We start from the raw sequence: 25,972 nt of genomic DNA, 5'->3' as shown, positions 1-25,972 counted from the left end.
TACTGACAAATCTGGCAGCGTGAAGGGTCCGGGAGGTGCGGTGGCGGTTTCGAAGAAGGGCATCAACGAGTGCCCGATCGATACGGCGCTGACGGTGATCGACGGCCGGTGGAAGGGCACCATTCTGTGGCGCCTGACCGACGGCCCCATGCGCACCGCCGAGCTACGCCGCAGCATCCCCGACATCACCGAGCGCATGCTCATCCGCCATCTGCACGACCTCGTCGACGCGGGCATCCTGGACCGCCACGACGCGCAGACGGTGCCGCCGTGCGTGCACTACTCCATCTCGGAGTACGGCATGACCCTGGCGCCGGTCCTCGAGAGCCTGTGCGGCTGGGGCCGAAAGCACATGGAGCGCACGATGTCTCAGGAATTCACCAAGGCCGCCGCGCCCACCAGGCCGGCGTCGCCGGCCAGCTCGGCGGGCAGCACCCGCAGCCCGCGGATGAAGTCGAGGCCGGCGTAGGTCGTCAGCGCCTCGCGCAGCGGGTCGAACAGCAGCGCGCCCGATTTGGCCACACCACCGCCGATGACCACCAGGTCGAGGTCGCACACCGCAGCCACCGACGCGATCATCCTGGCCAGCGCTGTCCCGCCGCGCCGGAACGCGGACAGCGCAACGGGATCGCCCGCGTTGGCCGCGTCGGCGAGTTCCTTGGCATCGGCTTCCGCAGGGGCGTTCCAGCCGTGCTCGCGCGCCCACCGGGCCAGGTGCGGGCCCGACGCGACGGTCTCGACGCAGCCGCGGCCACTGCAGGTGCACGGCACGCCGTTGGGTTCGACGACGACATGGCCGACGTGTCCGGCGTTGCCGGTGCGCCCGTCGTAGGGAGCGCCGTCGAGCACCAGGCCGCCGCCGATACCGGTGGACACCACCATGCCGAGGAGGAACTGCGCGCCCCTGGCTGCGCCGCGCCATTGCTCACCGAGGGCCATGCACAACCCGTCGCCGCCCAGCCGAACAGGACCTCCGGTCAGGGCCGTCACCCGTTCGACGATCGGAAACCGTTGCCACTCAATGATGTTGATCGGGCTGACGGTGCCACTGGCCAGGTCGATCGGTCCTGCCGAGGCGATCCCGACGCCAGCCACGTCGCCGCCGGCCTTCTGCAACGTCTCGACGATCAGCGTCTGCGCCACCGCCCACACCGCCTCGGCGTCGCCCTCGGCAGTTGGCAGCTGAGAGCGGTGCACCAGCGTGCCGTCGGCATCGACGAGGCCCGCGGCGATCTTGGTGCCGCCGACGTCGAGTGCGAGGGTCAAGGCGCTCATCAGTGCTTGTGGGTGTTGTCGGGCTGACGCGGATCGCCGGGGTGTTCGTAGCCGGGCGCCAGTTCGACCAGTGCCGCGCGCCGGGCGTCGAGCCAGACGCGAAAGCTTCGGCGACGGGCGGCCGCCAGCAGATTCTGGGTGATGGCCGGCCGGACGTCGGCCAGCGCCGGCGCGGTGGCGGGATGGTGCCAGCCCCCGGTAGTCATGGTGGGCGTGGCGAAGCGAAAGGGATTGCGCGCGTGGTAATCCTCGACCTCGGCGTCGCTGATCTGGACGTCGGCGGTGACGCGTGCGTACAACGCCCGGCCCATCGGATCCTCCAGCGCCGACGCCGCCACGCTGCCGATCTCTAGGCGGGCGGCCACGTCGGGCAGCAGCTCGTCCTCGGCTGGTGCGCCGTCGGCGGTCAGCCCGCGCACGGCGGCCTCTGCGGCCACGACCCGTTCGGTCACCAGCAACTGGGTGAGCCACCGCCGCAGTTGGCGCCCTTCACTGGTTCCTGCACGCGGTAGCGCCGCGGCCAATGCCGTTGCGCGAAGACGTGTTTCACGCAGATCGACCTCACTCACCAGTACCGGGCGCCCACCGACCGTCGCGGCGATGTGCTCGCTCATCGGACCGTCACCTTCACCGCGGGTGTGTACAGCAGGTGGCCTGCGCAGGCGATCCGGATCAGCGCCCACCACTCGCCCGGCTGCACTGAGGCAGGAGGTGTCACCGCGAAGTCGAGAACGACCGATCCGCGGGCAGGGATCTCCGCACCGACGACGCAGGGCCCCAACCACTCCCACGTCCCCCACGGGCTGATCAGGTGCGCTTCGGCCGCGAGGTCCGCGTATGCGTCGGTGCCAACGATGACGCTGAGCGTGGCCGCCTCCCCCGCGGACACGTCCACGGCCCGCGGTTCGGTGAGCAGTCGCAGGATCTGATCGGTGGTCGCGCCGACCGACACCACGCACACGTCCTCGACCACCTGGCGCCATGACGCGGGGATCGGCGCGTTGCCGGTGACCGCGAGTTCGGCGCGCACCGGGTAGAGCCCGGGTGCCGCGTTCGTCGGCGACGTCAGCGCGACCGTCGCCTCGAGATGTTCGCCTGGCGGAAGCACGAACGGCAGCTCAATGGGTTCGACCGTCCACTCGGGTGGGGCGACCAGCCGCACCCTGCCGTGCAGCACCGAATCGGTGCAGTCGCTGGCAGCGGTCAGCTGCAACTGCACCGGCGCACCGGGGTCGGCCACGACGTCGTGTGGATGCAGGTGCGCGACCACGGGCAGACCGCCCAGCGGCGCCGGACCGCGATTGTGCAACCAGTAGCGCGCGTAGAGCGGTTGCGCGACTTCGGCATCCGGCGCGAGCGTGACCTGCTCGGCGTCGAGTATCCGCGGCATGTTCAAACGGGCCCGCACCGTGGCGATCTCGTAGCCGTGCAGTCGCAATGCGTCCCCGGCAGGCCCTCGCGACTGTTCCAGCAGATCGAGGCGTTTTGGTGTGGCGACGTTGCGCAGGCCGGATCGGATGACGACGTCCGTTGTGCGGCCGCGAGTTTCGACCAACCTCAGGGCGAGGCCGTCTTCGACGTCGAGGTGCTCGGCGCTGCCCCGCGGGATGGGATTGCCTGCCACCTTGAGCGTCCCGAGCGCGATGCCAACTGCGGGCTCCACCTCGAGAAGCGATCCCCACTCGGGAAGGCCGCCGGCCGACGATGCGGTCCCGACGACTCCGAGCAGCGGTTGGCCGAACTCCGCGCTGGTGGCGGGCAGCCCTGCGTCGCGCCAGTCACCGTCGGCGGCCACGACGGCGTAGTCGAACGTGTGCGTCCAGTGCTGCAGCTGGAAATTGGACCCATCCGGTGCGGTGCGTCGGGGCGGGTCGATCCACGTGCCCGACGGCCATCCCGTGCACGACCTCATGAGCGACGTGTGCAGCGTGCCATCGGTGTCGACGGCGAAGCTCGGCACGCCGCGGTTGAGCACGGCCACGGTCCGGCCCTCGAATCCGTCGATCCCGCTTGGCACGTCCTGGTCGACGGTGACCTCGGCGTCGGCAAGGTCCTCGACGAGCGCCGCCGCGGCCGACTCGAAACCGTCACGGCCTGCGACGACGAGGACGGGCAGGGCACGGGTACCGCGCAGATCGGCGCCGGGCACCCAGCGTTGCGCCAGTGGCGCGTCGGCCGGTACCCAGACCCGTGCGACACCATTGGCCTCGAGCTGACGGTGGAGTTCCTCGGTGTAGGCATCGTCGGCGGCGGCGAGAACCGCTGCCGTGAAGGCGTTCTCGTCCGGTCCACCCAACGCGATCCGGGTGTCGGGGAGGTTCGAGTCGACGGTCAGGTCGCCGTACCGCGGCTTGTCCGCACTGCTGCAGGTCGCCGTGACGCCGGCGCGAACCAAGGCGACCATCAGGTCCCGCGTCGCGGCGTCCCGGTTCGGCGACACCACCTCGGCCACCGAGACGGCACGGGTGCTTAGGTCGTCCTTGCTCCTCGCGTGCGCGCCCCCCACCCGGACCCGCACGGCCGACGACAGCCCAAACCAGCCGAAGGCGGGGTTGTCGAGTGTGGACGGATGCTGGGCCGAGTCGACGGCGTGTGCCGGATCGTGGTCGTGCATCAGGCCGAAACCGCGACCGATGACCGCGTCGCCGACCTCGCTGACGGGCATCGCGCCAGGCACCGGGCAGGGCCAGCGCAGCCGGAGCAGGCGGTCCGCTCCGGTGAATTCATCGATGGTGGTGCGGCAGTCGACGCGGTCGACGCCGTCCCACAGGGTCACCGTCTGGGTGTAGCGCAGCAGCCCGTCGATCCTGCCGCTGATGGTGAGCCGTTCCCCGAGCGCGCTGCGTTGGGCGTGGACGTCGGCGGGATGGGCCGACGAGCAGACCACCGGACCGGAGGGCAGAAGATGCCACGGGCCTTCGCCGGCCTGCGGGTGCGCCGAATACTCGTCGTAGACGGCCAATTCGTTTCCGACGCGGTCGTCGGCGATCAGCTGCCGGCCGTCCACCGTCAGAGATGACACCCCGCCGCCACGGGCGGGGTCGACGCGCAGCCGGTAGGTGTCGTTGCCGATCTCGTTGCCGTCGAACGGCTCCCAGTCGGTCGCGGCGCCGTCGCCGAGCCGGTAGGCCCGCCACCCCAGCGACGGGACGTCACGCGCCAGCCAGGTCACCGAATGTCCGTCGTGCTCGACCAGCGTTGGCACCGCGTTGCCGTCGGCATCGACGACAGTGCCGCGGAACGGCTCGTCGAGCTGGACGGTGACGACGTCGGTGCGGTTGTGCACCAACGGATTCCACACCACCGCCCAGCCGTCGACGGCGCTTGACAGCAGGGCCAGCGCGTTGTCGCGGGCGGTTCGGCCCAGCTCCCACGCGTCGCGCCACCCGGTCAGGAGGTCGAGGTAGACCTGGTCGGATTCCGAGCCGGTGATGGCGTCGTGATGTGCACCGTAGGCCAGCTGGACCCATGCCTTGGCCAGTGCCGCATGGGGATACGTGGCGCCCGCGAGGAGTCCGGCGAAGACGGCGAACCGTTCGGCCTCCAGCACGGCGTGTTCGGCCGCGCGGTTGGCCTGCTTGGTGTCGATGTAGGAGACATGACAGCCGGTGTAGATCGGGTTCATGTCCCGGGTCTGCGGCGACGGCGTGCCACCCCGCTCGTCGAGTTCGGCCCGCACGGCGGCGAAGAACTCGCTTGGCAGCGCACAGACGAAGCGCGGCCAGGTGTAGCGCGCGTTCCAGTCGCGGTGGATCTCGGTGACCCACTTGTTCGGCGGGGTGTAGTCGGTGCCGACGGGCAGGAGCACGTTGCGGGTCAACGCGACTCGCTTCAACCCTGCGAACAGGTCGTAGGTCGCCACTTCCGCCTCCGCCAGTGACGGCGAGGAATCCATCCACCATCCGGCCGCGTAGTGCGCGGGCATGTAGTGCGTGAGCAGCCCGCGGCCCGACGGTGACATCCATTCGAACTCGCTGGCGAACTGCATGCGTTCGGGATCGCCGCCGCCGGCCATCGGGCCCCACTGGTGATGTGGTCCCCTGGCCCACGAACTGGACGTCAACCCGGCGTCGGCCGCCATCCCCGGGAACTGCGGATCGTGCCCGAACACGTCGAGTTGCCATGCGGTGGCCGGATCGGCACCCATGACGTCGCGCTGAAAGCCGAACCCGTGCACGAAGTTCCGGATCGCGGTCTCGGGGCTGGTGAGGTTGGTGTTCGGTTCGTTGTAGGTGCCGCCCATGATCTCGACGCGGCAGTCGGCGATCAGCCGCTTCAGATCGGCACGGTCGCGGGGATGGGTGTCCCAGTACGGCTTCAGGTAGTCGACCTCGGCCAGGACGAACTTGTATTCGGTTTCCCTCCTTGCCATTTCGAGGTGTGCATGGACCAGGTCGAAACCGTTCGTCTGGCGGCAGCGACCGGGTGGGTTCTCGGTCCACACGCTGGTGTAGGCGGCCTGGGTGTTCCACCACACCGGGTCGTAGTGGAAGTGGCTGATCATGAACATCGTCCAGCCGGGTTCGGCGACGGTGAAGTCGAAGGCGAGTTCGGCGTCTTCAGCGTCACCGGCGACCGCGCGCGCGCCACGGACGTCGCCAACGGCGCCACCAACGACCCGCACGGAGACCTCGACCGTGCCGTCACCGGGCGCGGCGATCGGGGATTCGACGGTTTCGAGGCCGTCGCCGAGCACCCGCACGGGCGTCGGCTCCACGCAGCCGGTGTAGGAAACCAGTACGACTTGACGCGGCTCGTCCGGTGGTCCGGTGAACAGCTCCGTCGACTCCGCAGAGATCAGCTCGACCGGCATGTCCGCACTGTACGTTCGCCAGACCCGGTCGGGAAGGCGAATTCGAGTTGAACTCGCGTCAACATTCGTATCGGTGTCATTGGGCAGCAATTCATTTCACCGACAGCCGGGCGTCCCCGTGCGTCGGATGCCGATACGTCGATCGTGTGTCACAGTGGAGTTACTGTGAATGACGACTTGAGACCGCCGAGGGGAGCGCCCACGTGGCGCGATCCGTTGTCGCTGTCGTTCGAGGGTCACCGGCGCGTCCTTCTGCTGCGTCTGCGCTGGCATGCCTCGGCGGCCGACCGCCGGACCCGGCGGAAACCGCGACGCCTCCTGGGCCCGCGACGCTGAATCCCTACGTCGTGATCGCGCGGCGGAGGCGATCGGCGACCACATGGACGGCGTCGACCACCTCGGGTGGTGAGAGGACCTCGAAGTCGTATCCCGGCATGCCCAGGTACAGCACCATCCGCTCGGGATCGTCGGCTCCTGTGGTGACGATGCATGCGTCCGCGCCGTCGGGCTCGATCTCGACCGATGCCGGCGAGAACACCTTGGCGATCTGGTCCGGTGTTGCGCGGTAGCGGACTCGCGTCGTGTATCGATACGGCGATGACGAGATCGCGCGCCGCACGTAGCTTGCCGCGTCGGGTGCCTCCCGCGGCGTGAACGTGCTGCCGAGCGCCCGCACGTCGGCCATCCGGTCCAGCCGCAGGCTGCGCCAGTCCTGCCGGTCGCGGTCGTAGGCCATCAGGTACCAGCGGCGGCCGGTGGTGACCAGCTGATAGGGCTCGAGTCGGCGTTGCGTCGCGTTGCCGCGGATGTCGACGTACCCGCTGCTGACGTGTTCGTGGTCGCGGCTGGCGCGCGCGAGCGTCATCAGCACGTCGGGCTCCACCGGCGAGTCGGAATGGTTGGACGTCAACGTCACGGTGGTGTCGTGCACGGCCGAGACCTGTGACCGCAGCCGTGCGGGCATCACCTGGTCGAGCTTGGACAGCGCCCGTAGCGCCGACTCCCCCACACCCGCGATGCTGCCTCCCGCCGCCAACCGAAGGCAGACGGCCATGGCGACGGCCTCATCGGGGTCGAGCAGCAGCGGCGGAAGCGCCGCCCCCGCGCCGAGCTGATACCCGCCGCCGTGCCCCTTGCTGGCGTGCACGGGATAACCGAGGTCGCGCAGGCGTTCCACGTCGCGACGCACGCAGCGGGTGGTGACGCCGAGCCGCTCGGCCAGTTCCTCACCCGTCCACACCCGTCGCCCCTGGAACAGACCGAGCAGCTGAAGCACCCGGCTGGTCGTTTCGGACATGCCAAGAGTCTGCCGCACTCTTAGGACCGTTTCTGTCCTATATGGATGACATGCTCATTTTCATGAGTACGACGACAGCCCACCTGACCGCTCAACTGGCCGATCAGCTCGAGTGGCACTGGCGCAATCAGTTGCGTCCGCGCTTCGACGGCCTCACCGACGACGAGTACTTCTGGGAGCCGGTGCCGAACTGCTGGACCTTGCACGCCGACGGAACGATCGACTTCGAGTTCCCGCCCCCGACGCCCGCGCCGGTCACGACGATCGCCTGGCGGCTGGCCCACGTCATCGTCGGCGTGCTGGCGATGCGCGCCCACTCGCACTTCGACGGTCCGCCCGCCGACTACCAGACGTGGAAGTACGCGACCGACGCCGCGACCGCCCTGCGCCAACTCGACACCGCCTATGCCGACTGGATGTCGGGCGTGCAGCAGCTGACGGCTGAGGACCTCGCGAAGCCGATCGGACCGGCCGAGGGACCGTGGGCCGACAAGCCGATGCTCGACCTGGTCCTGCACATCAACCGCGAAGTCATCCACCACGGCGCCGAAATCTCTTTACTACGAGACCTTTACATCCACACCACCAACAACAAGGAGAACTGAACATGCCAGGACAAGCCCCCATCGTCGGCGACGAGCGTGACGCCCTGCGGGTATTCGTCGAGTACCACCAGAGCTCATACCCCGCCCTGGCGTTCGGTCTGACCGACGATCAGGCCCGCGCCAAGCCGACGGTGAGCGCGCTCTCGATCGGCGGGCTGATCAAGCACGCCACCGGCGTCCAGCGCGGCTGGATGGAGCGGGTTCAGGCAGCGCCGGCGCTTCCGCCGCAGGACACCCGGCCGTTCGAGGAGATCGTCGCCCAGTACCACGACGAGTACGTCATGCGCGAAGACGAAACCGTGGCGGAGCTGCTGGACAAGTTCAAGGCACAGAACGCCGAGACGCTGCGCATCGTGGAATCGGCCGACCTGGATACGCCGGTACCGGTGCCGAAGGACGTGCCGTGGTTTCCCAAGGACATCGACAACTGGACCGTGCGCTGGGTGATCCACCATCTGATCAACGAGCTGGCCAGGCATGCCGGTCAGGCCGACATCATCCGCGAGTCCATCGATGGTGCAACGCTTTACGACCTGATCGCCGGGGTCGAAGGATGGGAGGAGACCGACTGGGTCAAGCCCTGGAAGCCGGCCACGGTGTAGACAGGGTTCATGCAAACCCGGAGTGGAACGGCGGTCAGCGGCGAGGGAGTCGAGATCTTCTATGAGGATCTCGGCGACCCCGCCGACCCGGCCGTCCTGCTCATCATGGGCGTCGGTGCCCAACTCCCGATGTGGCCCAACGGCTTCTGCGAACTGTTGCTGCAGCGCGGGTTCCGGGTGATCCGGTTCGACCACCGCGACATCGGACTTTCGACGAAGCTGTCCGGACAGAAGGCCCACGGGTCGGTGTACGCCCGCGTCGTCCGGTACGCGCTCGGGCGACGAAGCCCGGTGCCCTACACGCTCGTCGACATGGCCCAGGACGCCCGCGCGCTACTCGACCATCTCCAGATCGAGAAGGCGCACGTCGTCGGTGCGTCGATGGGCGGGATGATCGCCCAGATCCTGGCAGGCAGTCATCCCGAGCGGGTCAGCTCGCTGGCGTTGTTGATGACCAGTTCGGGCAAGCCGTTGTCGGCGCTACCGCGTTGGCGGGTGATCAAGCTGGCGTTCGATCCCCCTGCCAAGGATGCTCCGACGGAGGACAAACTCGCCTTCGAGGTCCGCAACATCGCAGTGATCAACGGCCCCAACTTCCTTCCGTCGGACGACCAATTGCGTCAGCGCGTCGAGGAGCTCACCGCGCGCAGTGACTACCCGCAAGGTGGCCTCCGGCAGTTCGACGCGATCCTTGGCACCGGCAGCCTGCTGAAGTTCACCCGGTCGATCACTGCACCGACGTTGGTGATCCACGGCTCCGAGGATCCCTTGGTGCGAATCCGCAACGGCCGCAACCTCGCCCGCGTCATCCGAGGCGCGCGCTTCGTCGTCGTGGACGGCATGGGCCACGACCTGCCCGAGCAGGTGTGGCGGCCGGTGGTCGCTGCGCTCGTCGAAAACTTCGGCGCCGCAGCGCCGAAATGAACGCTTTGCAGAAGAAGTTCGAGTGGACGCCTGCAAAAGGTGCACCTCGGCGACGGCTAACTCGAGCGGCGAAGGCCGACTAACCCAGCACCCGAGCCAGGGCATGGTCGACGACGGCGTCGAGGTCGTTGCCGAGGTTGCCCGCCAGCCACTGCTGGGCGAGCTCGGCCATCGCGCCGGTGTACATCGCCGCGCCGACCAGTGCCGAGGTCGGATCAGCGCCAGGGTGTAGCCGGCCGTCCTCGGCCACCACTGCATCGAGCAACAGATCCTGGGTGACCAAACGCCGCTTGGCGAGCACGGGGTTGGCCCGCGCATCGGTGAACAACACCCGCCCGCGGCGCGGATCGGCGGAGCTGAATCCGAGCACGGCAGCCATGCCGGCGCGGGCCCTGGCGCGCGGCGAGTCGTCCACGGCGTCCATCGCCAAGGCGACGGCCTCGCCCAACTGGCGGCTGACATCGTCGTACACCGCCCCGAGGAGTTCGTCGGTGTCGGGGAAGTTCTCGTAGAAGTACCGGGTGTTCAGCCCGCACTCACGGCACACCGACCGCACCGACACCGCGGCCTCACCGCCATCGCCGAACAGCGTGAAGGCCGCATCGACCAGCAGGCCGCGTCGTTCGGCGCGACGGTCGGTGAGCGGCACCCCCGCCCACCTGGTCGGTGTGGACATCAAGAAAGCGTACGTCCAATCACGAAGGTCTGGTCACGGGTGTAGCCAAAGTAGTAAAGTGGCAACGGACGTAGTCAAACCGACGGAGGACCGACGTGTTCGTGCCGCACCAGATCGTCGAGCAGCAAGTACAACAGCGCCTCTACGACCGGCTGTACAAAAATGTCCGGCGGAACTACTTCCGCGGCATCGAATTCGCCGGACCCGCAGGCGATCCCGGCTGGTTCGGACCCGGCAGTGCGGTGTGGCACGTGCACTCGCACATGGAGGCGCTGGTGTTCGGGCTGCAGTGCGCCGCCTACATGGAGCGACTCGACCCGTCGATCTACTGGATGGGCATGCACCACTCGCGGCTCGTCGAGCGCGACGAGAACGGCACCGCCACCACGCGCCTCGACCCCAAGGGGGCGATCACCCGGCTTGGCCATTCGGTCGCGTTCTTCATCGGCACGGCCTACGGGTCGACGGAGACCGCCGAGCGTCTCGCGCAGACCGTGCGGGCCATGCACCACACCATCAAGGGAACCCGGCCCGACGGCGCCGCCTACGACGCCGACGATCCGGACTGGCTGCGCTGGAACTACGCGACCGTGGTCTGGGGCCTGGCCACGGCGCACGAGATGTACCACCCGCGGCCGTTGCGCGGGAAGAAGCTCGACCGCTACTACGGCGAGTTCGTCCGGGTGGGCCACGCGCTTGGCGGCACCGACCTCCCGACGACCAAGGCGGAGACGCTCGACTGCCTGGAGTCCTACCTGCCGCGGCTGGCACTGACGCACGGCGCGGCGATGGCTACCGGGCCGAATCTTCCACTGCCGCAAAGCGCGATCGACTGGGCCATCCGCGACACCATGCCGAAGTGGGCCGCCCAGCTGGTCCAGCACACCTCCCCCAACGTCGTCGAGCGCACCGCCCGGCGGACGGCGGTCTGGGCTGCCATCAACGCGCTGCACACCGCGGCCGGTCCCACCCGCGAGTTCACCGAGGCGCAAGCCCGGGTCGCCGGCGGCACCACCGTGCCCCACACCGTCCCCACGCATGTGCCCGGCACCGACCCGATTCGTAGCCGCGCCGACGTCGAAAGTGGCTTCGCAACGGTGTGACCCAACCCACACCTTTTTCCCCTGACCTCTGCTTTTGAGACACTGCAGGTATGAACTCGACCAAGCACCGCGAGGTGGCCCGGCTGGATCGCGTGCCGTTGCCAGTCGAAGCAGCCCGCATCGGCATGACGGGTTGGCAGGTCACGCGCACCGGCGCACGGGTCCTCACCAAACTGATCGGACGCGGCTCCCTGCAGCAAAAGGTCCTCAAGGAGATCCCCCAGACGTTCTCCGACCTGGGCCCGACGTACGTCAAATTCGGCCAGATCATCGCGTCGAGCCCTGGCGCGTTCGGCGAGCAGATGAGCCGCGAGTTCCGCAGCCTGCTTGACCGGGTGCCCCCTGCCGACACGGGAGAAGTGCACGAGCTGTTCAAGGAGGAACTCGGCGACGATCCGGCGAATCTGTTCGCCTCGTTCGACGAGCAACCGTTCGCCTCGGCGTCCATCGCCCAGGTGCACTACGCGACGCTGCACAGCGGCGAGGAGGTCGTGGTCAAGATCCAGCGGCCGGGCATCCGCCGGCGCGTGGCCGCCGATCTGCAGATCCTCAAGCGCGGTGCCCAACTCGTCGAGCTGGCCAAGCTGGGCCGACGGTTGTCCGCGCAGGACGTCGTCGCCGACTTCGCCGACAATCTCGCCGAGGAGCTCGACTTCCGGCTCGAGGCGCAGTCGATGGACGCGTGGGTGTCGCACATGCACGCCTCGCCGCTCGGCAAGAACATCCGGGTGCCGCAGGTCTACTGGGACCTCACCAGCGAGAAGGTCCTGACGATGGAGCGCATCCAGGGCGTTCGCATCGACGACGTCGCGGCCATCCGCAAGGCCGGCTTCGACGGCACCGAGCTGGTGAAGGCGTTGCTGTTCAGCGTGTTCGAGGGCGGGCTGCGGCACGGGCTGTTCCACGGCGACCTGCACGCAGGCAACCTCTACGTCGACGAAGACGGCAAGATCGTGTTCTTCGACTTCGGCATCATGGGCCGTGTCGACCCGCGCACCCGCTGGCTGCTGCGCGAGCTCGTCTACGCGCTGCTCGTCACGAAGGACCACGCAGCGGCAGGCAAGATCGTGGTCTTGATGGGCGCCGTCGGCAACGTGAAGCCGGAGGCCGAGGCCGCCAAGGACCTCGAGAAGTTCACCACCCCGCTGACCATGTCGACGCTTGGCGACCTGAGTTACGCCGAGATCGGCAAGCAGCTCTCGACGCTGGCCGAGGCCTACGACGTCAAGCTGCCGCGCGAACTGGTACTGATCGGCAAGCAATTCCTCTACGTGGAGCGCTACATGAAACTGCTGGCACCGAAGTGGCAGATGATGTCCGACCCGCAGCTGACCGGGTACTTCGCCAATTTCATGGTCGAGGTCAGCCGGGAACACACCGACGAGTTGGACGGCTGATGAACGTGCGCACGGGTGTCGCCAAGTCGGGCGACCTGGACATCTTCTACGAGGACATGGGCGACGAGAACGACCCTGCCGTCCTGCTCATCATGGGCCTTGGCGCCCAATTGTTGTTCTGGCGCACGGGATTCTGCGAACGCCTCGTCAATCAGGGGTTGCGCGTCATCCGCTACGACAACCGCGACGTCGGCCTGTCCAGCAAGGTCGAGGGCGGCCACACGGGCGCGAAGCTGCTCCCGCGGTTGGCGCGCTCCTATCTGGGTCGGCCCAGCCCATCGGTGTACACGCTGGAGCACATGGCCGACGATGCCGCCGCGCTGCTCGACCACCTTCACATCGAGAAGGCACACATCGTCGGCGGCTCGATGGGCGGCATGATCGCCCAGATCGTCGCCGCCCGCTATCAGCACCGCACCAAGACGCTCGCGGTCATCTTCTCGAGCAACAACCAGGCGCTGCTACCGCCGCCCGGCCCCAAGCAACTGCGTGCCGTCACCAGCCGGCCGAAGGACACGTCGCGCGACGGCGTCATCGCCAACTCGGTGGCCGTCAGTCGGATCATCGGCAGCCCGGCCTACCCCGTGCCGGAGGAGCAGGTGCTCGCCGATGCCGCCGAGTACTACGACCGGGCCTACTACCCCGCCGGCGTGGCCAGGCACTTCAGCGCCATCATGGGCAGCGGCAGCCTGGTGGCCTACGACAAGCTGATCACCGCGCCGACCGTGGTCATCCATGGTCGCGCGGACAAGTTGATGCGCCCGAGCGGGGGCCGCGCCGTCGCCAAGTCCATCCGGCGAGCCCGGTTGGTCCTGTTCGACGGCATGGCTCACGACCTGCCCGAGCCGTTGTGGGACGACATCGTCGGCGAACTCAAGACCACTTTCGCCGAAGTGCCCTGAGCAGGGACGCCTCTTCCGATTCGGGCTGCATTGCCCCGGCAGGTAGCATCACATCGCAAGTGCAGCACGGCTCGGGGGAGTCATCGCCCATTCCAGCCCACCTGCTGACCAGCCAGGAAGGCACTTCGACCATGGCCAAGACGGCACGTAGGAAGGGTGGCCTCAAGCCACACTTCGAGGACGTACAGGCGCACTACGACCTGTCCGACGACTTCTTCCGGTTGTTCCTCGACCCGACGCAGACCTACAGCTGCGCCTACTTCGAGCGCGACGACATGACACTCGAAGAGGCACAGCTCGCCAAGATCGATCTGTCGCTGGGAAAGCTCGGCCTCAAGCCGGGCATGACGTTGTTGGACGTCGGCTGTGGGTGGGGTTCGACGATGCTGCGGGCGATCGAGAAGTACGACGTCAACGTCATCGGTCTCACGCTGAGCGAGAATCAAAAGGCACACGTCGAGACGCTGTTCGCCGCATCCGAAAGCCCGCGCTCGAAGCGCATCCTGCTGCAGGGCTGGGAGCAGTTCGACGAGCCCGTCGACCGGATCGTGTCGATCGGCGCGTTCGAGCACTTCGGCTTCGACCGCTACGAGGACTTCTTCGCGATGGCCTACCGGGTGCTGCCCGCTGACGGCGTGATGTTGCTTCACACGATCACGGCTCTGTTGTTGACGCAGATGACCGAACGCGGCATGCCACTGACCTTCGACGTTGCCCGCTTCGTGAAGTTCATCCTGACCGAGATCTTCCCGGGCGGCCGGCTGCCATCGATCGAGAAGGTCGAGGAGTACGCCATCCCGGCAGGTTTCAAGGTGACCAGGACGCAGTCACTGCAGGCGCACTATGCGCGGACGTTGGACACCTGGGCCGCTGCGCTGGAAGCCCATAAGGACGAGGCCATCGCGGTCCAGTCCGAAGAGGTCTACGACCGCTATATGAAGTACCTGACCGGGTGCGCGGACGGCTTCCGGATCGGCTACATCGACGTTCACCAGTTCACGCTGGAGAAGTAGGCGGCCGAATTGGAATCGACCGCCCGGTGAACGCTAGGGTTTGCGACTTGAGGTGCTAGTTGGCATGTCGACGGACCCCGCCACGGTACGGTCACAGCAAGACCGTCCGAGATCGGCGGCAGCTGCAGTAGCAAGGGAAGGTCAGTAAGAGAAACATGTCTGAAAACTCCACCGGCACGAGGGACCTCGAGCCGCATTTCGAGGACATCCAGGCTCACTACGACTTGTCCGACGATTTCTTCGGCGTTTTCCAAGACCCGACCCGCAAGTACAGCTGCGCATACTTCACCGGTCCGGACGTCACGTTGTCCGAGGCGCAGATCGCCAACGTCGACCAGCACCTCGACAGGCTCGACCTCAAGCCGGGCATGACGCTGCTCGAGGTCGGCTGCGGCTGGGGTCTGACGCTTCAGCGTGCGATGGAGAAGTACGACGTCAACGTCATCGGCCTGACACTGAGCAAGAACCAGCAGGTGTATTGCAACCAACTGCTCGAAAAGGTCGATAGCGACCGCACCTTCGACGTGCGACTCGAAGGCTGGGAGCAGTTCCACAGCCCCGTCGACCGGATCGTGTCCATCGAGGCGTTCGAGCACTTCGGCTTCGAGCGCTACGACGACTTCTTCAAGACCTGCTACGACGTCATGCCCGACGACGGCCGGATGACCATTCAGAGCAGCGTCGCCTACCACCCCGACGAAATGGTCGCCCGCGGAAAGAAGTTGACCTTCGCGCTGGCCCGCTTCGCCAAGTTCATCATGGAAGAGATCTTCCCGGGCGGACGGCTTCCGAGTACCAGCATGATGGTCGCCGTTGGCGAGAAGGCCGGGTTCAATGTGCCCGAGACGCTGTCGTTGCGCAACCACTACATCAAGACGCTCGGCATCTGGGCCGCGGCACTCGAGAACCACAAGGACGAGGCCATCGCGGCCACCGACGAGGAGAACTACAACCGGTACATGAAGTACCTGACCGGTTGCCAGTTCTACTTCGTCGACGAGGCGCTCGACGTCAGCCTGGTGACCTACCTGAAGCCCGGCGCCGCGGTCTAGACGGCGCCGCAACTCCTAGGCGGCGGCCTTCGTACCGGCGTCGCTCGAATCCTTCTTGTCGTCTTTCTTGTCCGCCCCTGAGGTGTCCGAGGGCTTGGTGTCAGACGGCTTCGTCGTCTCGTCGGGCTTGGTGTCTGACGGCTTCGTCGTCTCCACCGGCTTCGTGGTCTCCTCGGGCTTGGTCGTCTCCACCGGCTTCGTGGTCTCCACCGGTGTGGTCGTCTCCACCGGCGTAGTCGACTCGACCGGCGTCGTCTCGGTCGACGCGGGCTCCGTGGCAGGAGTCGCGACTTCCGTGCCCTTGGCCGGGACAGCATCCGTGACGTCGACCGCCGCGGTCTCAGGCTCGGCGGTCTTGTTCTCGGCAGGCGTCGACTTCTTCGCCGACGCCAACTCGGTCACGCTCGCCAGGCTCGCCGATGCGTCGGCCTCCGGGGCATCCGCCGCAGGCCCGATCGTGCGGGCGGCCAACGTCGAGGTCGTCAACGGTGCAGGCGCGGGTGCGGCCGGGGCAACGAATCCGCCGAATCCGAGGTCGTTGAGGAAGGCCTGGATGCCCTGCCCGGTCGCCGATGCCAGATCGAAGGCCAGCTTGATCGGATTGGGGATGTAGGCGATGGGCAGGATGGACAGCCACCTCGGCACCCCCGGATTCGCATTCGGATCGTAGGCGAGGTCGATGATCACTCGGGCCAACGGAGACAGCAGATCGACGAAGGGCTTGACGAGCTGGGTCGTCCCCGTCTGGGCGGCCACGCCGAGGATGAGCGACGCGAGCGGCAGCACCTTGGTCGGCACCGTGACGTACTTGTTGCCCTTCGCGTCGAACTTGATGTTCGCCGGATCGTTCAACGCGGCCTGCAGTTCGGCCGGCGTGTAGCCGTCGGGCAGACCGGTGAAGTCGCCGTTCTGATTCGGGTCGAGATACGTTCCGTGAATCTCGGCGAACCCGGCGAACGCATTGGCGACCGCGAGGAGATTGCCCCACGCGATCGGCGAATTGCTGACACCGTCGTACTGAAAGACGATGGAGGTGAACGGAATTCCGGTGTCGATCGGTGTCGGGAGACCCGTCGTCACATCAAGGAACGGGACGTGGCCGAGGAATCCGAGCAGCGTCCACAACCCACCAACGGGGTTGTCGATGCTGCCGATCTGGACCATCTCGATCCGCGCCTTCTGCTCCGCGGTGAGCGTGCCACTGAGCGCACGCAGCTCGTTGGAGACGACGGCACCGCCCTGCGAGTAGCCGAAGATGACGACGTGCTCAGTGGGGTCGGCCAATGCGGTCAACAGCTTCTGGTTCAGATCGTCGACGCCCTGCTGAACCGAGACGTCCCACTTCTGGCAGTTGGTGTCGCACCAACCGGGGATGAACGACAGCGGATAGAACGACGCGGGGTAGACGACGCTGTGCAGATCGGCGTCGGTGCAGCCACCGTTGGCGCACGCCGTCCCACCCATGTAGTAGTCCCGCGCGTTCTCCATGTACTGAGCGACGTGGGTGGCGTCTGGCGTACCGGTGCCGGGCACGATCAGCGCGGTGGCACCGAAGGCGAACGCGGCGGTGAACGCCGATGCGACGGCGAGGGCCACCGATGCGATCAGTGAAACGACGATGACGGCGATCGCCCTTGCGGTTTTACGCATACGTAAAAGATCACACGAGGAGCCACACCACGACGGCGGAACTGTGAACTCGTCGCCAAAGAATCTGCCGACGGCTGTCGGATTCGCGCGGTGCCGTTCGTCGAACCGGTAGAGAGTGGGACGCAGGGTTCCGCTCACTACCCGGAGGTATCCCAATGCACTACTTCGCGCTGCTGCTCACCCCTGAAGATCACCGCTACGACGCCGACCAGGAGGCCTCCGACGAGATGGCCGCCTACCAGGCGTTCCACACCAGCGCCGCGTCCGCGATCCGAGCCGGCGACGCACTGCTGCCGTCGGCGACCGGCGTGCGGATCACCGGCGGCCCGGACAGCCCGAGCGTCACCGATGGCCCGTTCGCCGAGAGCGCGGAGGTCGCAGGCGGCTACTACGTGTTCGAGGCCGAGAACCTCGACGATGCCCTGGCCTTGGCACGCGAAATCCCCGCGGCCAAGTACGGTGCGATCGAGGTGTGGCCGACGGTCATGTGGAATCAGCCCGAAAAGCCGTTGGACGGCACCAACTGGCTGGCGCTGCTGCTCGAGCCGGCCGACAAGGTCGTGACGCCCGGATCGGCGCAATGGGAGGTAGGCATCGCCGCGCACGGCGAGTTCGGCGCCGCCGCAGCCGCTCACAACAAGGCCGGTGCGGCGCTACAACCACCCGCGATGGCGACGACGGTGCGGGTGCGCGACGGTAAGACGATCTTCACCGATGGCCCGTATGTCGAGGGTGCCGAGGTGGCCAACGGCTTCTACATCCTGTCCGCGACGGACCAAGACGAGGCCGTCAAGGTCGCCTCGATGATCCCGGCCACCACGGTAGAGGTGCGCCAGCTGGCCGGCGTCTCCGGGCTGTAACCACCGCTGAATGACCAACCTGGACGGCGTCTTTCGACGCGAGTGGGGTCCCGCGGTAGCGGCGCTGGCCCGATGGTCAGGCGACCTCACCGTCGCCGAGGACGCCGTCCAGGAAGCGTTCGCAGAAGCGTTGCGGTCGTGGCCCCGCGACGGCGTGCCCGGCAACGCGGGCGGATGGGTCGTTACCGTGGCGCGCAACCGTGCCCTGGATCGCCTGCGCCGTGAATCGGTCCGGCCGGGAAGGGAGCTGGCCGCGGTGGCCGAGAACAGTTGGGCCCACATCGAAGGAGTCGCAGTGCATCCGGTGCGCGACGACGAGTTGCGGATGATGTTCACCTGCGCGCATCCGGCCTTGGACCGCTCGTCGCAGTTGGCACTCACCCTGCGGCTGATCTCTGGACTCACGGTCGCCGAGATCGCGAGGGCGCTGCTGCAGTCCGAGACCGCGATCGGGCAGCGAATCACGCGGGCCAAGAACAAGATCCGCGGCGCGAACATCCCGCTGCGGGTGCCTCCCGCCGAGCTGCTGCCGGAGCGGACACCGCACGTGCTCGCGTGCATCTACTCGGTGTTCACCGAGGGCTACTGGTCGACTGCGGGGCCTTCTGCGATCCGGGACGAGTTGTGCGGCGAGGGTGTCCGGCTCGCGGGTGAGCTGTGTTCGTTGATGCCCGAGTCGCTGGACGGGCGCGCGTTGGCAGCGCTGGTGCTGCTGCACGATTCACGCCGGGCCACGCGGGTCGACGCGGACGGCGCCCTGGTACCGCTCGACGAGCAGGATCGCACTCGGTGGGATCGCGGTCGGGTCACGCGTGGCCTCGACCGGTTGCGGTTGGCGGCGGGCGCGGGCGGTCCGTACCTGCCGCAGGCCGTGATCGCCGCGCTGCATGCGACGGCACCGAGTTGGGAGCAGACCGACTGGGTCACCATTTGCACCGCCTACGACCGACTCATCGCGATCGCCGACTCTCCGGTCGCGCGGGCCAATCGCGCGCTGGCCGTCGGGTTCCGCGATGGCTTCGAAGCCGGGCTGTCGGCGCTGGACGACGTTGCCGACGATCCACGGCTGGCGCGGTCGGGCACAGTCGCCACGATCCGAGCCGATCTCCTTCGCCGCTCCGGGCGTCTGCCCGAGGCAGCGCAGTGGTACCGGATCGCGTTGAACCACAACGGTTCCGCGCCGGCGCGTGAGTTCTTGGCGCGGCGGTTGGCGGAGTGTGAACGGAATTGACCCGGGTCCTGCTCGACGCGGGCGGGCATTATTCGGTTCCCTTCCGTGTTTCACCGCGAGGGACCTTTTGCCGTGACAGGTGGTCAATCGCCTCCAATAGGCGCCTGCCGCGGCTCCGCGCTGTCTCGCGGACTTGGTAGCGAGTCCCCTCCCTGAGTTGACAGTTACGTCAATTAGACCTCACCGAGGTTTGACCCGCCACCGAAGAGTGGTGACGACTTTGGAACGGTAGAGAGACGGGTATGTGACCCGTCTCGGCGCAGTGGTCCAGAACATCCAACACGGCGCTTCCGCGGCCAGCGACGCCCTCCTTCCCATCCGCAGTGGCAGTGCCCGCGATGGTTGAGCCAGGACACCAGTAGGGATGCATGGGGGACGTACTCTATCGTTTGCCGATTGTATCGAAGCAATGATGGCGCGTGAGTTGATTTATCTAGGAAGCTCGAAATACCGACCACAACTGCCCTGTCGGTGACTACGAGTTTATTCGCTGCACCCGCCGGAATTGGTTACGTCATCGCCTACGGCGTGACGGGAGGGTGCAGCAAACTGCTCGCCGCGCACGACAATGTCGAAGCCGTAAACGTGGCGTTACAACATCGTAAGAGATGGTCGTGCCACCGATTTGCATATGACAGCAAAGCAATTTGCTTGCTCGATGTACTGAGCGCCTCAGCGATTTTGCTAGAATTGCGCTGGATTGGATACCAGCAATGAGTCGATCCGTTGAGCGGCCAAGACCGTACACTCGACTAGTCGCAGTAAAAGCGGCAAATTTGGCGATACAACAACGCATGAGACGGGTGGAGCGACCAATTTTACATATGGCGGCAATCTAATTCGCTAGTTCGATACGATATCGTCTCAATGCGTTTGCCATAATAGCATGAGAGGGTACAACTGTTGACCGCGAGCAGAACTCTCTAAGAGCGCAGATAACTGACCGGTCACATTTTGCTGTCAAATCGCTGTATTAAATGCGACGATGGGCTGTGTCTCAACAGGTGGTATGCCGCACGGCGGAATTGGGCGTGCTAGCCGATTTTTTGATGTCAGTCTGCGTGCGCCCATCGGGCCTCACCATCGAGGGTGAGGCCGGCATCGGCAAGACGACCCTATGGTCCGCCGCCGCGGAGCAGGCGCGCGAGCGCGGGTATCGCGTGCTATCGGCGCAGGCGGGACAGGCCGAATCGGCGATGGGCTACGCGGCGGTGGCGGACCTGCTGAGCGACGTCGAGTCATCCAACTTCGTCCGGTTACCGGACTTGCAGCGGGTCGCGATCGACAGAGTGCTCCTGCGCAGCGGCGACGAGGGTCCCGAAACCGATCGACGGACGGTGGCGGCCGCCTTCTTGGCGATTGTGGAGATGCTCGCCACGGATGCACCCGTGCTACTGGCAATCGACGATCTCCAATGGCTCGACGCGTCTAGCAGAGCGGTAGTCGCCTTTGCGGCTCGCCGGTTCAAGGGACGGGTGGGGGTGCTCGTCACCGAGCGCCTCGAACCAGCGTGCCCGTCCGCGAGGACCTGGCTGCGTGTGGGCACCAAGAATGACATCGGTCGTATCCGTTTGGGCCCCTTGAGCGTGGGCGGGCTCCATGCGCTCGTTTCGGGCCGGTTGGGTAGCTCGCTTCCGCGCCCGATGATGGTGCGCATCGCCGAGCTCTCCCAGGGCAATCCGTTCTATGCACTGGAGCTGGCGCGTGTGGTGGATGAACCATCACCGACCGCCGAGCGGGAGCTGCCTCGCACGCTGGCTGACATGGTGCGTTCCCGGATCGGCGATATCGACGACGACGTTCGAGACGTGCTGCTGGCCGCGGCTTGCGTCACCGATCCGACTGTGGACCTGCTGGCCCAGGCCATAGGTTTGACCGCTACCGAAGCCGGCGTACTCCTCGAAACGGCCGAGAGCGGAGGCATTGTCGGCATCGAAGGCAATCGGGTGCGCTTCGCCCATCCGCTGCTTGCCCGAGGCCTCTACACCGATGCCCGTCCGTCGCGGCGCCGAAAGATGCATCGGGCGCTGGCCCAAGTCGAGGCGCTGCCCGAGGTCAAAGCCCGACACCTGGCGCTTGCCACGACTAGCGAGGACCCGGCAACCCTGGAGGCGCTAGACACTGCCGCGGAAGCCGCGCGGGCGCGGGGTGCTTCGGCTGCGGCCGCCGAGTTGGTCGACCTCGCGATCGGCCTCGGCGGTAACACGCCGCTTCGCCGGATTCACTCGTCCCGATACCACTTCCATGCGGGCAACTACGGACACGCTCGCGCGCTCCTGGAGCCCTTCATCCGAGCGCTGGAACCCGGTCCACTGCGAGCTACCGCGGTGGGCCTGCTTGCCGAAATGTGCATGTACCGCAACAGCTTTGCACAGGCCGCCGAAATGTTGCACGGTGCGCTGAAGGATGCCGACAGCGACCCCGCTCTGCTCGCGCAGACCTTGATCCTGTTGTCGTTTGCCCGGCTCAATACCGCCGAGTACGACATGTCGTTCGACAATGCGAGCCAAGCGGTGAAGCTGACCGATGAACTCGACCTGCCGGCCCTGAGCAGCCAGGCGTGCGCTATGTGGGTGATGGTCAACTTCGTGTGTGGGCAAGGTGTTGACGAGCCGAGGCTAGAGCGCGCGCTTGAACTCGAGGACCCCGACGCCGATGTCCCAAATCCCCTCGACGCCAGCACTGTTAACGCACTCGTGCTCGCGTGGACCGGCCGACTGGATGAAGCCCGAGCACAAGTGTCCGTTGTTCGGAACCGCTGCATCGAACGCGGCGAGGACGGCCACCTGATGTTCATCGATCTGCACGGCACATTGATTGACGTTTGGCGAGGAGCCTTCACCGAAGCCGCACACACCGCCGCGGACGCGATGGAACGGGCCGAACAGCTCGGCGGTGATCACGCCTTCGTCATCGCCGATGCCATCGGAGCGGTCATCGCCGCATACGCGGGACGCGAGCAGGAAGCTCGCACCCATGCACGCGCTGCCATCGAGGAGGCCAGCCGGTGCGGCTCACCACGGCTGGCAGATCAGGCAATTATGAGCTTGGGGTTTCTCGAGGTTTCGCTGGGCAACAGTGCCGATGCCCTGACAACCTTACAGCCGCTGGTGGCACGGTTCAGCACGCTGCCAGGCATCGAAATCGTCAACGCAGCGTTCCTGCCTGATGCGATCGAGGCCATGATCGCACTCGGTCGCCTCAAGGACGCCGAACCGATGATCGATGCGTTGGTGTATCACGGCACACTGCTTGACCGAGCCTGGATGCTGGCCATGGGCGCCCGTTGCCGAAGCATGATGTTGGCCGCCCAGGGGGACGTGGGGGCGGCGACTCGCATGGCACAGCAGGCGATGGCCGCACATCATCGGTTGCCCATGCCGTTCGAACGCGCCCGCACTCAGCTACTACTCGGCCAACTCCAACGCCGTCAGCGCCAAAGAGACGCCGCCACAACGACGTTGACAGAGGCGCTGGTTGCGTTCGAAGGAATGAAGACAACGTTGTGGGCAGACCGGGCCCGCAATGAACTGGCACGCACACCGGTCAGCGCGGCCCGAACTATGTTGCTTACTCCTTCAGAGGAACGCGTCGCAGAACTGGCGGCCTCCGGGCTGACCAACCGAGACATCGGCGCCGCGGTGTTCATCAGCCCCAAGACCGTCGAAGCCACCTTGGCTCGCATCTACCGCAAGCTGAACATCCACACTCGAGCAGAACTAGGGCGAGTAGTCGGCCAGCAAAGCAACGAAACGACCACACGGTCACCTTCACTGGAGCCGACACCACCAACCTTTGCGCAGACGCAGACTAGGCCTCGGTGGACCTTCGGGCCACCGTAACCTTGCCCAGGCGCTGGTCGCCGCACCGATAGGGGCGGAAGGTCACAAACCATAGGGGATCACCCGTTTCCGGCGGCACAGCTCATCGCTAATCTTCCTCTATACAGGCTGCCGGAGAACCGACGGTTGGACCCATGGTCTGCGAGGCGAGCAGACAGGTCCGGTGATGAACGGCTGGGGGAACGATGACCGCGATCCGTACGAGAATTCAAACCGGGACTGCGGCCTGTGTGATCGCCGCCGCCGCTGTCCTCACGCCCGCGGCGGTCGCTAATGCGAAACCGGCCGCGCCCATACCGATGGTCGGCATCGGCTCGACTGTGTGCGACCCGAGCGATTCGGTTGACTGCGCGACTGTATCGCCATTCGCGAGTAGTTCCGCAAGCCTTGTACTCGGCCCAGCCCCCAACATCTTGCAGAATGGGTTGTGGTGGTTCGGTACTCCCAACCCGACTCCCCCGACCCAAACCACGGTCTTCCAGTTTTATCCGCTAGCCCTGATCCCCGGTTTCCTTCGGCCCCTCTATAGCTGGTTCACCCAAAACCTCAACTTCGAAGCTTGCGTCCTCGGCGTCACTTTGCGGATCGGACCTTACGGCACCGTATCGGGTTCATACGGCAGCGGCTGCGCCTAGTCGCCTCCGACGGGGCTCGCCCGCTAGTGCGTCGTCCAGAGCCACGCCTGTCATGGCTGCACCCGCGTAGTGCAGACCCCGGTCGAGCACAGGAGACCCCTGAGTGCGCATCTTTCCGCGACACCCGTTCAAACATGAGTCGGACGGCGAAGATGGCTCTCCCGAAGTGGTCGACGACGGGCGCCGATCAAGGTGGCTACCGAAGTATTGGCGTCGCAGTGACGTCGGGTGGACCGGGCTCGTCCTGCTCATCGCACTCGTAGCGTTTGGGTGCTGGCTGGGCTCGGAAGCCCTCAATGCGAAGTCGAACCTCGAGCAAGCGCGCCACAGCGCCGAGCAGGCGAAAGATGCGCTATCGCAGGGGAATTCCGAGGACGCCGCGAAATGGGTAAGCAACGCGCATTCCCATGCCCAGACAGCACGCGACGCGGCTCATTCGCTGCCATGGAACATCGCGTCCGTCGTGCCATGGCTGGGCAGCCCCTTCGAGACGGGTCAACAGATAACTGATGTCGTACTGGGCCTGGTAGACGACGTATTGCAGCCCTCCGAACAAGTCGGAGCTGCGATCTCACCGGACCGGTTGCTCGAAAGCAACCGCTTGAACGTGCAACTGCTCCGCGACGCTGCACCCAAGCTGAGCGAGATATCAGCTGCCACCACAAAACTCGACGCTGATACCCGGGCGATTTCAGACCCCAAATACCTGTCGCTTCTCCGCGACGCTCGCGCACAACTTCAAGCGCAAATCTCTGACATTTCGACGACGATCCAGAATACGGCTATGGCCGCACGTCTCGCACCGTCGATGATGGGTGCGGACGGCCCTAGGACTTATTTCATGGGATTCCAAACGAATGCCGAAGCACGCGGCACCGGTGGCTTGCTCGGCGGATTTGGAATCCTTCGATTCGACAATGGCGATGCCACCGTGGATTCATTGGAGCCAAACACCGAACTCAAAGGGGCTTCCGCGCCCATCGACCTTGGCCAGGAATTCACACAACAATACGGATTCACCAATCCATTCACCGACTTTCGCAATAGCAATCAAAGCTCGCACTTTCCCAACGCGGCCCAAATCTGGAAGTCGATGTGGGATCAGCAGTCGGGAATGAATGTGGACGGAGTCATCGCCATCGACCCGGTCGCCCTGAGCTATGTGCTCGGCGCGGAAGGATCCGTGACAATGCCGGACGGCGAGGTAGTAACGAAGGACAACGTGGTCGAGTTGACGGAATCGGCCGCCTATATCCGGTTTCCTACGGACCAGACCGCGCGCAAAAATTACCTGCAGGATATCGCCACCGCCGTCGTCCAGAAAATGACCGCCGGGGTCGAATCGCCGCGTAAGCTGCTCGATGCCTTGGGTAAGGCGGTCAGTGAACGCCGAATCGCGCTGTGGAGTTCGTCGCCGGCCGACCAGAAACTTCTTGAGGAAACCCCACTCGCACATGCCATTCCGAATGATCCCGCACCGTACGCCGAGGTCGTTATCAACAATCTGGGCGGGAACAAGATGGACTATTATCTAAGGCGACAAATCGAATACGCAGCCGACGGCTGCGATGGGGACAGAAGAATGTCGACCGTCACTATCCGGTTGACAAGCACGGCGCCGGACAAGTCATTACCGGATTACGTCGCCAGTTCGGCTGGCCTTCTTCCCCAAATCCCGATCGCGGTCCCAAGCGGCACCATGCTGACCTCGGTTCGTCTTCTCGCAACGAAAGATGCGAAATTGGTGAGTGTAATTGCCAATGGACAGCGGGTGCCGACATTCACCAACGCCGAACGCGGTCACCCCAGCTTCGAAGTACAGGTCGCCATACCCCCAGGCAAAAGCGGCGAATTAAGCTTCCACCTTTCCGAACCGACGTCACCGGGTACACCGCGCGTTCCGATTCAGCCGTTGCTGGATTCCGTCACTCCCGGCATATCGGTGCCCGAATGTCCGGGATGAGGCCGAGGCCCGCAACGACAAAGCGAGCATATCCAACGTCTTGCTCTGCACGTCGCTATTCGCATTACAGAGCTGTGCGGAAACTATGAACGGTATACTTTCGCAGAATGCTGCGTCCGATGACGCAGCACG

19 protein-coding genes are annotated in these 25,972 nt (G+C 65.8%); 13 read left to right on the top strand and 6 right to left on the bottom strand.

What is annotated here, in order from left to right:
• Nucleotides 1-19: 19 nt before the first annotated feature.
• Entirely contained in the window at nt 20-469 is a 450-nt protein-coding gene (locus tag HNP02_RS21070; protein ID WP_309241648.1) for a helix-turn-helix domain-containing protein, read from the top strand.
• On the opposite strand, the gene HNP02_RS21065 is transcribed toward HNP02_RS21070, so the two are convergent.
• From HNP02_RS21065 to HNP02_RS21050, 4 genes are all read right to left on the bottom strand, one after another.
• Nucleotides 370-1,275: an ROK family protein gene (locus tag HNP02_RS21065; RefSeq protein WP_184442146.1), complete on the bottom strand. Its 906-nt coding sequence runs from the start codon at nt 1,273-1,275 to the stop codon at nt 370-372. The two genes, HNP02_RS21070 and HNP02_RS21065, sit on opposite strands and share 100 nt — an antisense overlap.
• Nucleotides 1,275-1,889 (bottom strand): malonyl CoA-ACP transacylase, encoded by a 615-nt coding sequence (locus HNP02_RS21060; RefSeq protein WP_184442144.1) that lies wholly within the window; start codon nt 1,887-1,889, stop codon nt 1,275-1,277. Before HNP02_RS21060 ends, HNP02_RS21065 begins: the two co-directional genes overlap by 1 nt.
• Entirely contained in the window at nt 1,886-6,088 is a 4,203-nt protein-coding gene (locus HNP02_RS21055; protein WP_184442142.1) for an NEW3 domain-containing protein, read from the bottom strand. Before HNP02_RS21055 ends, HNP02_RS21060 begins: the two co-directional genes overlap by 4 nt.
• A 340-nt stretch (nt 6,089-6,428) precedes the next feature.
• Entirely contained in the window at nt 6,429-7,385 is a 957-nt protein-coding gene (locus HNP02_RS21050) for a YafY family protein (RefSeq protein WP_184442140.1), read from the bottom strand.
• 62 nt (nt 7,386-7,447) lie between these two features.
• Here HNP02_RS21050 and HNP02_RS21045 point away from each other — a divergent pair, with 62 nt between their 5' ends.
• Genes HNP02_RS21045 through HNP02_RS21035 form a run of 3 tightly spaced genes read left to right on the top strand, consistent with a single transcriptional unit; the run spans nt 7,448 to nt 9,516 of the window.
• Nucleotides 7,448-7,990, top strand: coding sequence for a DinB family protein (locus tag HNP02_RS21045; RefSeq protein WP_184442138.1), 543 nt, complete (start codon nt 7,448-7,450; stop codon nt 7,988-7,990).
• Nucleotides 7,991-7,992: 2 nt separating this feature from the next.
• Nucleotides 7,993-8,592 carry a DinB family protein gene (locus HNP02_RS21040; RefSeq protein WP_184442136.1) on the top strand — a complete coding sequence of 200 codons (600 nt, stop codon included), beginning with the start codon at nt 7,993-7,995 and terminating at the stop codon, nt 8,590-8,592.
• 9 nt (nt 8,593-8,601) lie between these two features.
• Nucleotides 8,602-9,516 carry an alpha/beta fold hydrolase gene (locus tag HNP02_RS21035; RefSeq protein WP_184442134.1) on the top strand — a complete coding sequence of 305 codons (915 nt, stop codon included), beginning with the start codon at nt 8,602-8,604 and terminating at the stop codon, nt 9,514-9,516.
• A 79-nt stretch (nt 9,517-9,595) separates the two neighbouring features.
• Here the strand turns inward: HNP02_RS21035 and HNP02_RS21030 are convergent, their stop codons facing one another.
• A complete protein-coding gene (locus HNP02_RS21030; protein WP_184442132.1) occupies nt 9,596-10,192 on the bottom strand; it encodes a TetR/AcrR family transcriptional regulator in 597 nt (198 codons plus the stop codon).
• Between the two features lie 95 nt (nt 10,193-10,287).
• Here HNP02_RS21030 and HNP02_RS21025 point away from each other — a divergent pair, with 95 nt between their 5' ends.
• The 5 genes from HNP02_RS21025 to HNP02_RS21005 all read left to right on the top strand — a co-directional run bounded on the left by HNP02_RS21025 (nt 10,288) and on the right by HNP02_RS21005 (nt 15,659).
• Nucleotides 10,288-11,295, top strand: a complete 1,008-nt coding sequence (locus HNP02_RS21025) for an oxygenase MpaB family protein (RefSeq protein WP_184442130.1) — start codon at nt 10,288-10,290, stop codon at nt 11,293-11,295.
• Between the two features lie 50 nt (nt 11,296-11,345).
• Nucleotides 11,346-12,692 (top strand): AarF/ABC1/UbiB kinase family protein, encoded by a 1,347-nt coding sequence (locus HNP02_RS21020; RefSeq protein ID WP_184442128.1) that lies wholly within the window; start codon nt 11,346-11,348, stop codon nt 12,690-12,692.
• Nucleotides 12,692-13,594 carry an alpha/beta fold hydrolase gene (locus HNP02_RS21015; protein WP_184442126.1) on the top strand — a complete coding sequence of 301 codons (903 nt, stop codon included), beginning with the start codon at nt 12,692-12,694 and terminating at the stop codon, nt 13,592-13,594. The genes HNP02_RS21020 and HNP02_RS21015 overlap by 1 nt, the downstream gene beginning before the upstream one ends.
• Nucleotides 13,595-13,725: 131 nt before the next feature.
• Nucleotides 13,726-14,607: a cyclopropane mycolic acid synthase family methyltransferase gene (locus HNP02_RS21010; protein ID WP_184442124.1), complete on the top strand. Its 882-nt coding sequence runs from the start codon at nt 13,726-13,728 to the stop codon at nt 14,605-14,607.
• 155 nt (nt 14,608-14,762) lie between these two features.
• Nucleotides 14,763-15,659, top strand: coding sequence for a cyclopropane mycolic acid synthase family methyltransferase (locus HNP02_RS21005; RefSeq protein ID WP_184442122.1), 897 nt, complete (start codon nt 14,763-14,765; stop codon nt 15,657-15,659).
• A 15-nt stretch (nt 15,660-15,674) separates the two neighbouring features.
• Here the strand turns inward: HNP02_RS21005 and HNP02_RS21000 are convergent, their stop codons facing one another.
• Nucleotides 15,675-17,309 carry a PE-PPE domain-containing protein gene (locus HNP02_RS21000; protein ID WP_184442120.1) on the bottom strand — a complete coding sequence of 545 codons (1,635 nt, stop codon included), beginning with the start codon at nt 17,307-17,309 and terminating at the stop codon, nt 15,675-15,677.
• Between the two features lie 155 nt (nt 17,310-17,464).
• Here HNP02_RS21000 and HNP02_RS20995 point away from each other — a divergent pair, with 155 nt between their 5' ends.
• The 4 genes from HNP02_RS20995 to HNP02_RS20980 all read left to right on the top strand — a co-directional run bounded on the left by HNP02_RS20995 (nt 17,465) and on the right by HNP02_RS20980 (nt 25,840).
• Complete coding sequence (locus tag HNP02_RS20995; RefSeq protein WP_184442118.1) at nt 17,465-18,169, top strand: YciI family protein; 705 nt, start codon at nt 17,465-17,467, stop codon at nt 18,167-18,169.
• Nucleotides 18,170-18,179: 10 nt separating this feature from the next.
• The gene (locus tag HNP02_RS20990; RefSeq protein ID WP_184442116.1) at nt 18,180-19,400 is read left to right on the top strand and encodes an RNA polymerase sigma factor; all 1,221 of its coding nucleotides are present in this window, start codon (nt 18,180-18,182) and stop codon (nt 19,398-19,400) included.
• Between the two features lie 977 nt (nt 19,401-20,377).
• Nucleotides 20,378-23,242: a LuxR family transcriptional regulator gene (locus HNP02_RS20985; protein ID WP_184442114.1), complete on the top strand. Its 2,865-nt coding sequence runs from the start codon at nt 20,378-20,380 to the stop codon at nt 23,240-23,242.
• 738 nt (nt 23,243-23,980) lie between these two features.
• A complete protein-coding gene (locus tag HNP02_RS20980; protein ID WP_184442112.1) occupies nt 23,981-25,840 on the top strand; it encodes a DUF4012 domain-containing protein in 1,860 nt (619 codons plus the stop codon).
• Nucleotides 25,841-25,972: the final 132 nt, after the last annotated feature.

Source organism: Mycobacterium sp. AZCC_0083 (assembly GCF_014202335.1).
GTDB lineage: Bacteria > Actinomycetota > Actinomycetes > Mycobacteriales > Mycobacteriaceae > Mycobacterium.
The sequence above is the reverse complement of the archived record's forward strand: the minus strand, read 5'-3'. Positions and strand labels throughout refer to the sequence as shown.

Excerpts from the sequence above, each read along its gene's own strand:
- HNP02_RS20985 (WP_184442114.1), top strand. The coding sequence starts at position 20,378 with ATGCGACGATGGGCTGTGTCTCAACAGGTGGTATGCCGCACGGCGGAA.
- HNP02_RS21040 (WP_184442136.1), top strand. The coding sequence starts at position 7,993 with ATGCCAGGACAAGCCCCCATCGTCGGCGACGAGCGTGACGCCCTGCGG.
- HNP02_RS21015 (WP_184442126.1), top strand. The coding sequence starts at position 12,692 with ATGAACGTGCGCACGGGTGTCGCCAAGTCGGGCGACCTGGACATCTTC.
- HNP02_RS21020 (WP_184442128.1), top strand. The coding sequence starts at position 11,346 with ATGAACTCGACCAAGCACCGCGAGGTGGCCCGGCTGGATCGCGTGCCG.
- HNP02_RS21010 (WP_184442124.1), top strand. The coding sequence starts at position 13,726 with ATGGCCAAGACGGCACGTAGGAAGGGTGGCCTCAAGCCACACTTCGAG.
- HNP02_RS21045 (WP_184442138.1), top strand. The coding sequence starts at position 7,448 with ATGAGTACGACGACAGCCCACCTGACCGCTCAACTGGCCGATCAGCTC.
- HNP02_RS21065 (WP_184442146.1), bottom strand. The coding sequence starts at position 1,275 with ATGAGCGCCTTGACCCTCGCACTCGACGTCGGCGGCACCAAGATCGCC.
- HNP02_RS20995 (WP_184442118.1), top strand. The coding sequence starts at position 17,465 with ATGCACTACTTCGCGCTGCTGCTCACCCCTGAAGATCACCGCTACGAC.
- HNP02_RS21030 (WP_184442132.1), bottom strand. The coding sequence starts at position 10,192 with ATGTCCACACCGACCAGGTGGGCGGGGGTGCCGCTCACCGACCGTCGC.
- HNP02_RS21050 (WP_184442140.1), bottom strand. The coding sequence starts at position 7,385 with ATGTCCGAAACGACCAGCCGGGTGCTTCAGCTGCTCGGTCTGTTCCAG.
- HNP02_RS21000 (WP_184442120.1), bottom strand. The coding sequence starts at position 17,309 with ATGCGTAAAACCGCAAGGGCGATCGCCGTCATCGTCGTTTCACTGATC.
- HNP02_RS21060 (WP_184442144.1), bottom strand. The coding sequence starts at position 1,889 with ATGAGCGAGCACATCGCCGCGACGGTCGGTGGGCGCCCGGTACTGGTG.
- HNP02_RS21035 (WP_184442134.1), top strand. The coding sequence starts at position 8,602 with ATGCAAACCCGGAGTGGAACGGCGGTCAGCGGCGAGGGAGTCGAGATC.
- HNP02_RS20990 (WP_184442116.1), top strand. The coding sequence starts at position 18,180 with ATGACCAACCTGGACGGCGTCTTTCGACGCGAGTGGGGTCCCGCGGTA.
- HNP02_RS21055 (WP_184442142.1), bottom strand. The coding sequence starts at position 6,088 with ATGCCGGTCGAGCTGATCTCTGCGGAGTCGACGGAGCTGTTCACCGGA.
- HNP02_RS21005 (WP_184442122.1), top strand. The coding sequence starts at position 14,763 with ATGTCTGAAAACTCCACCGGCACGAGGGACCTCGAGCCGCATTTCGAG.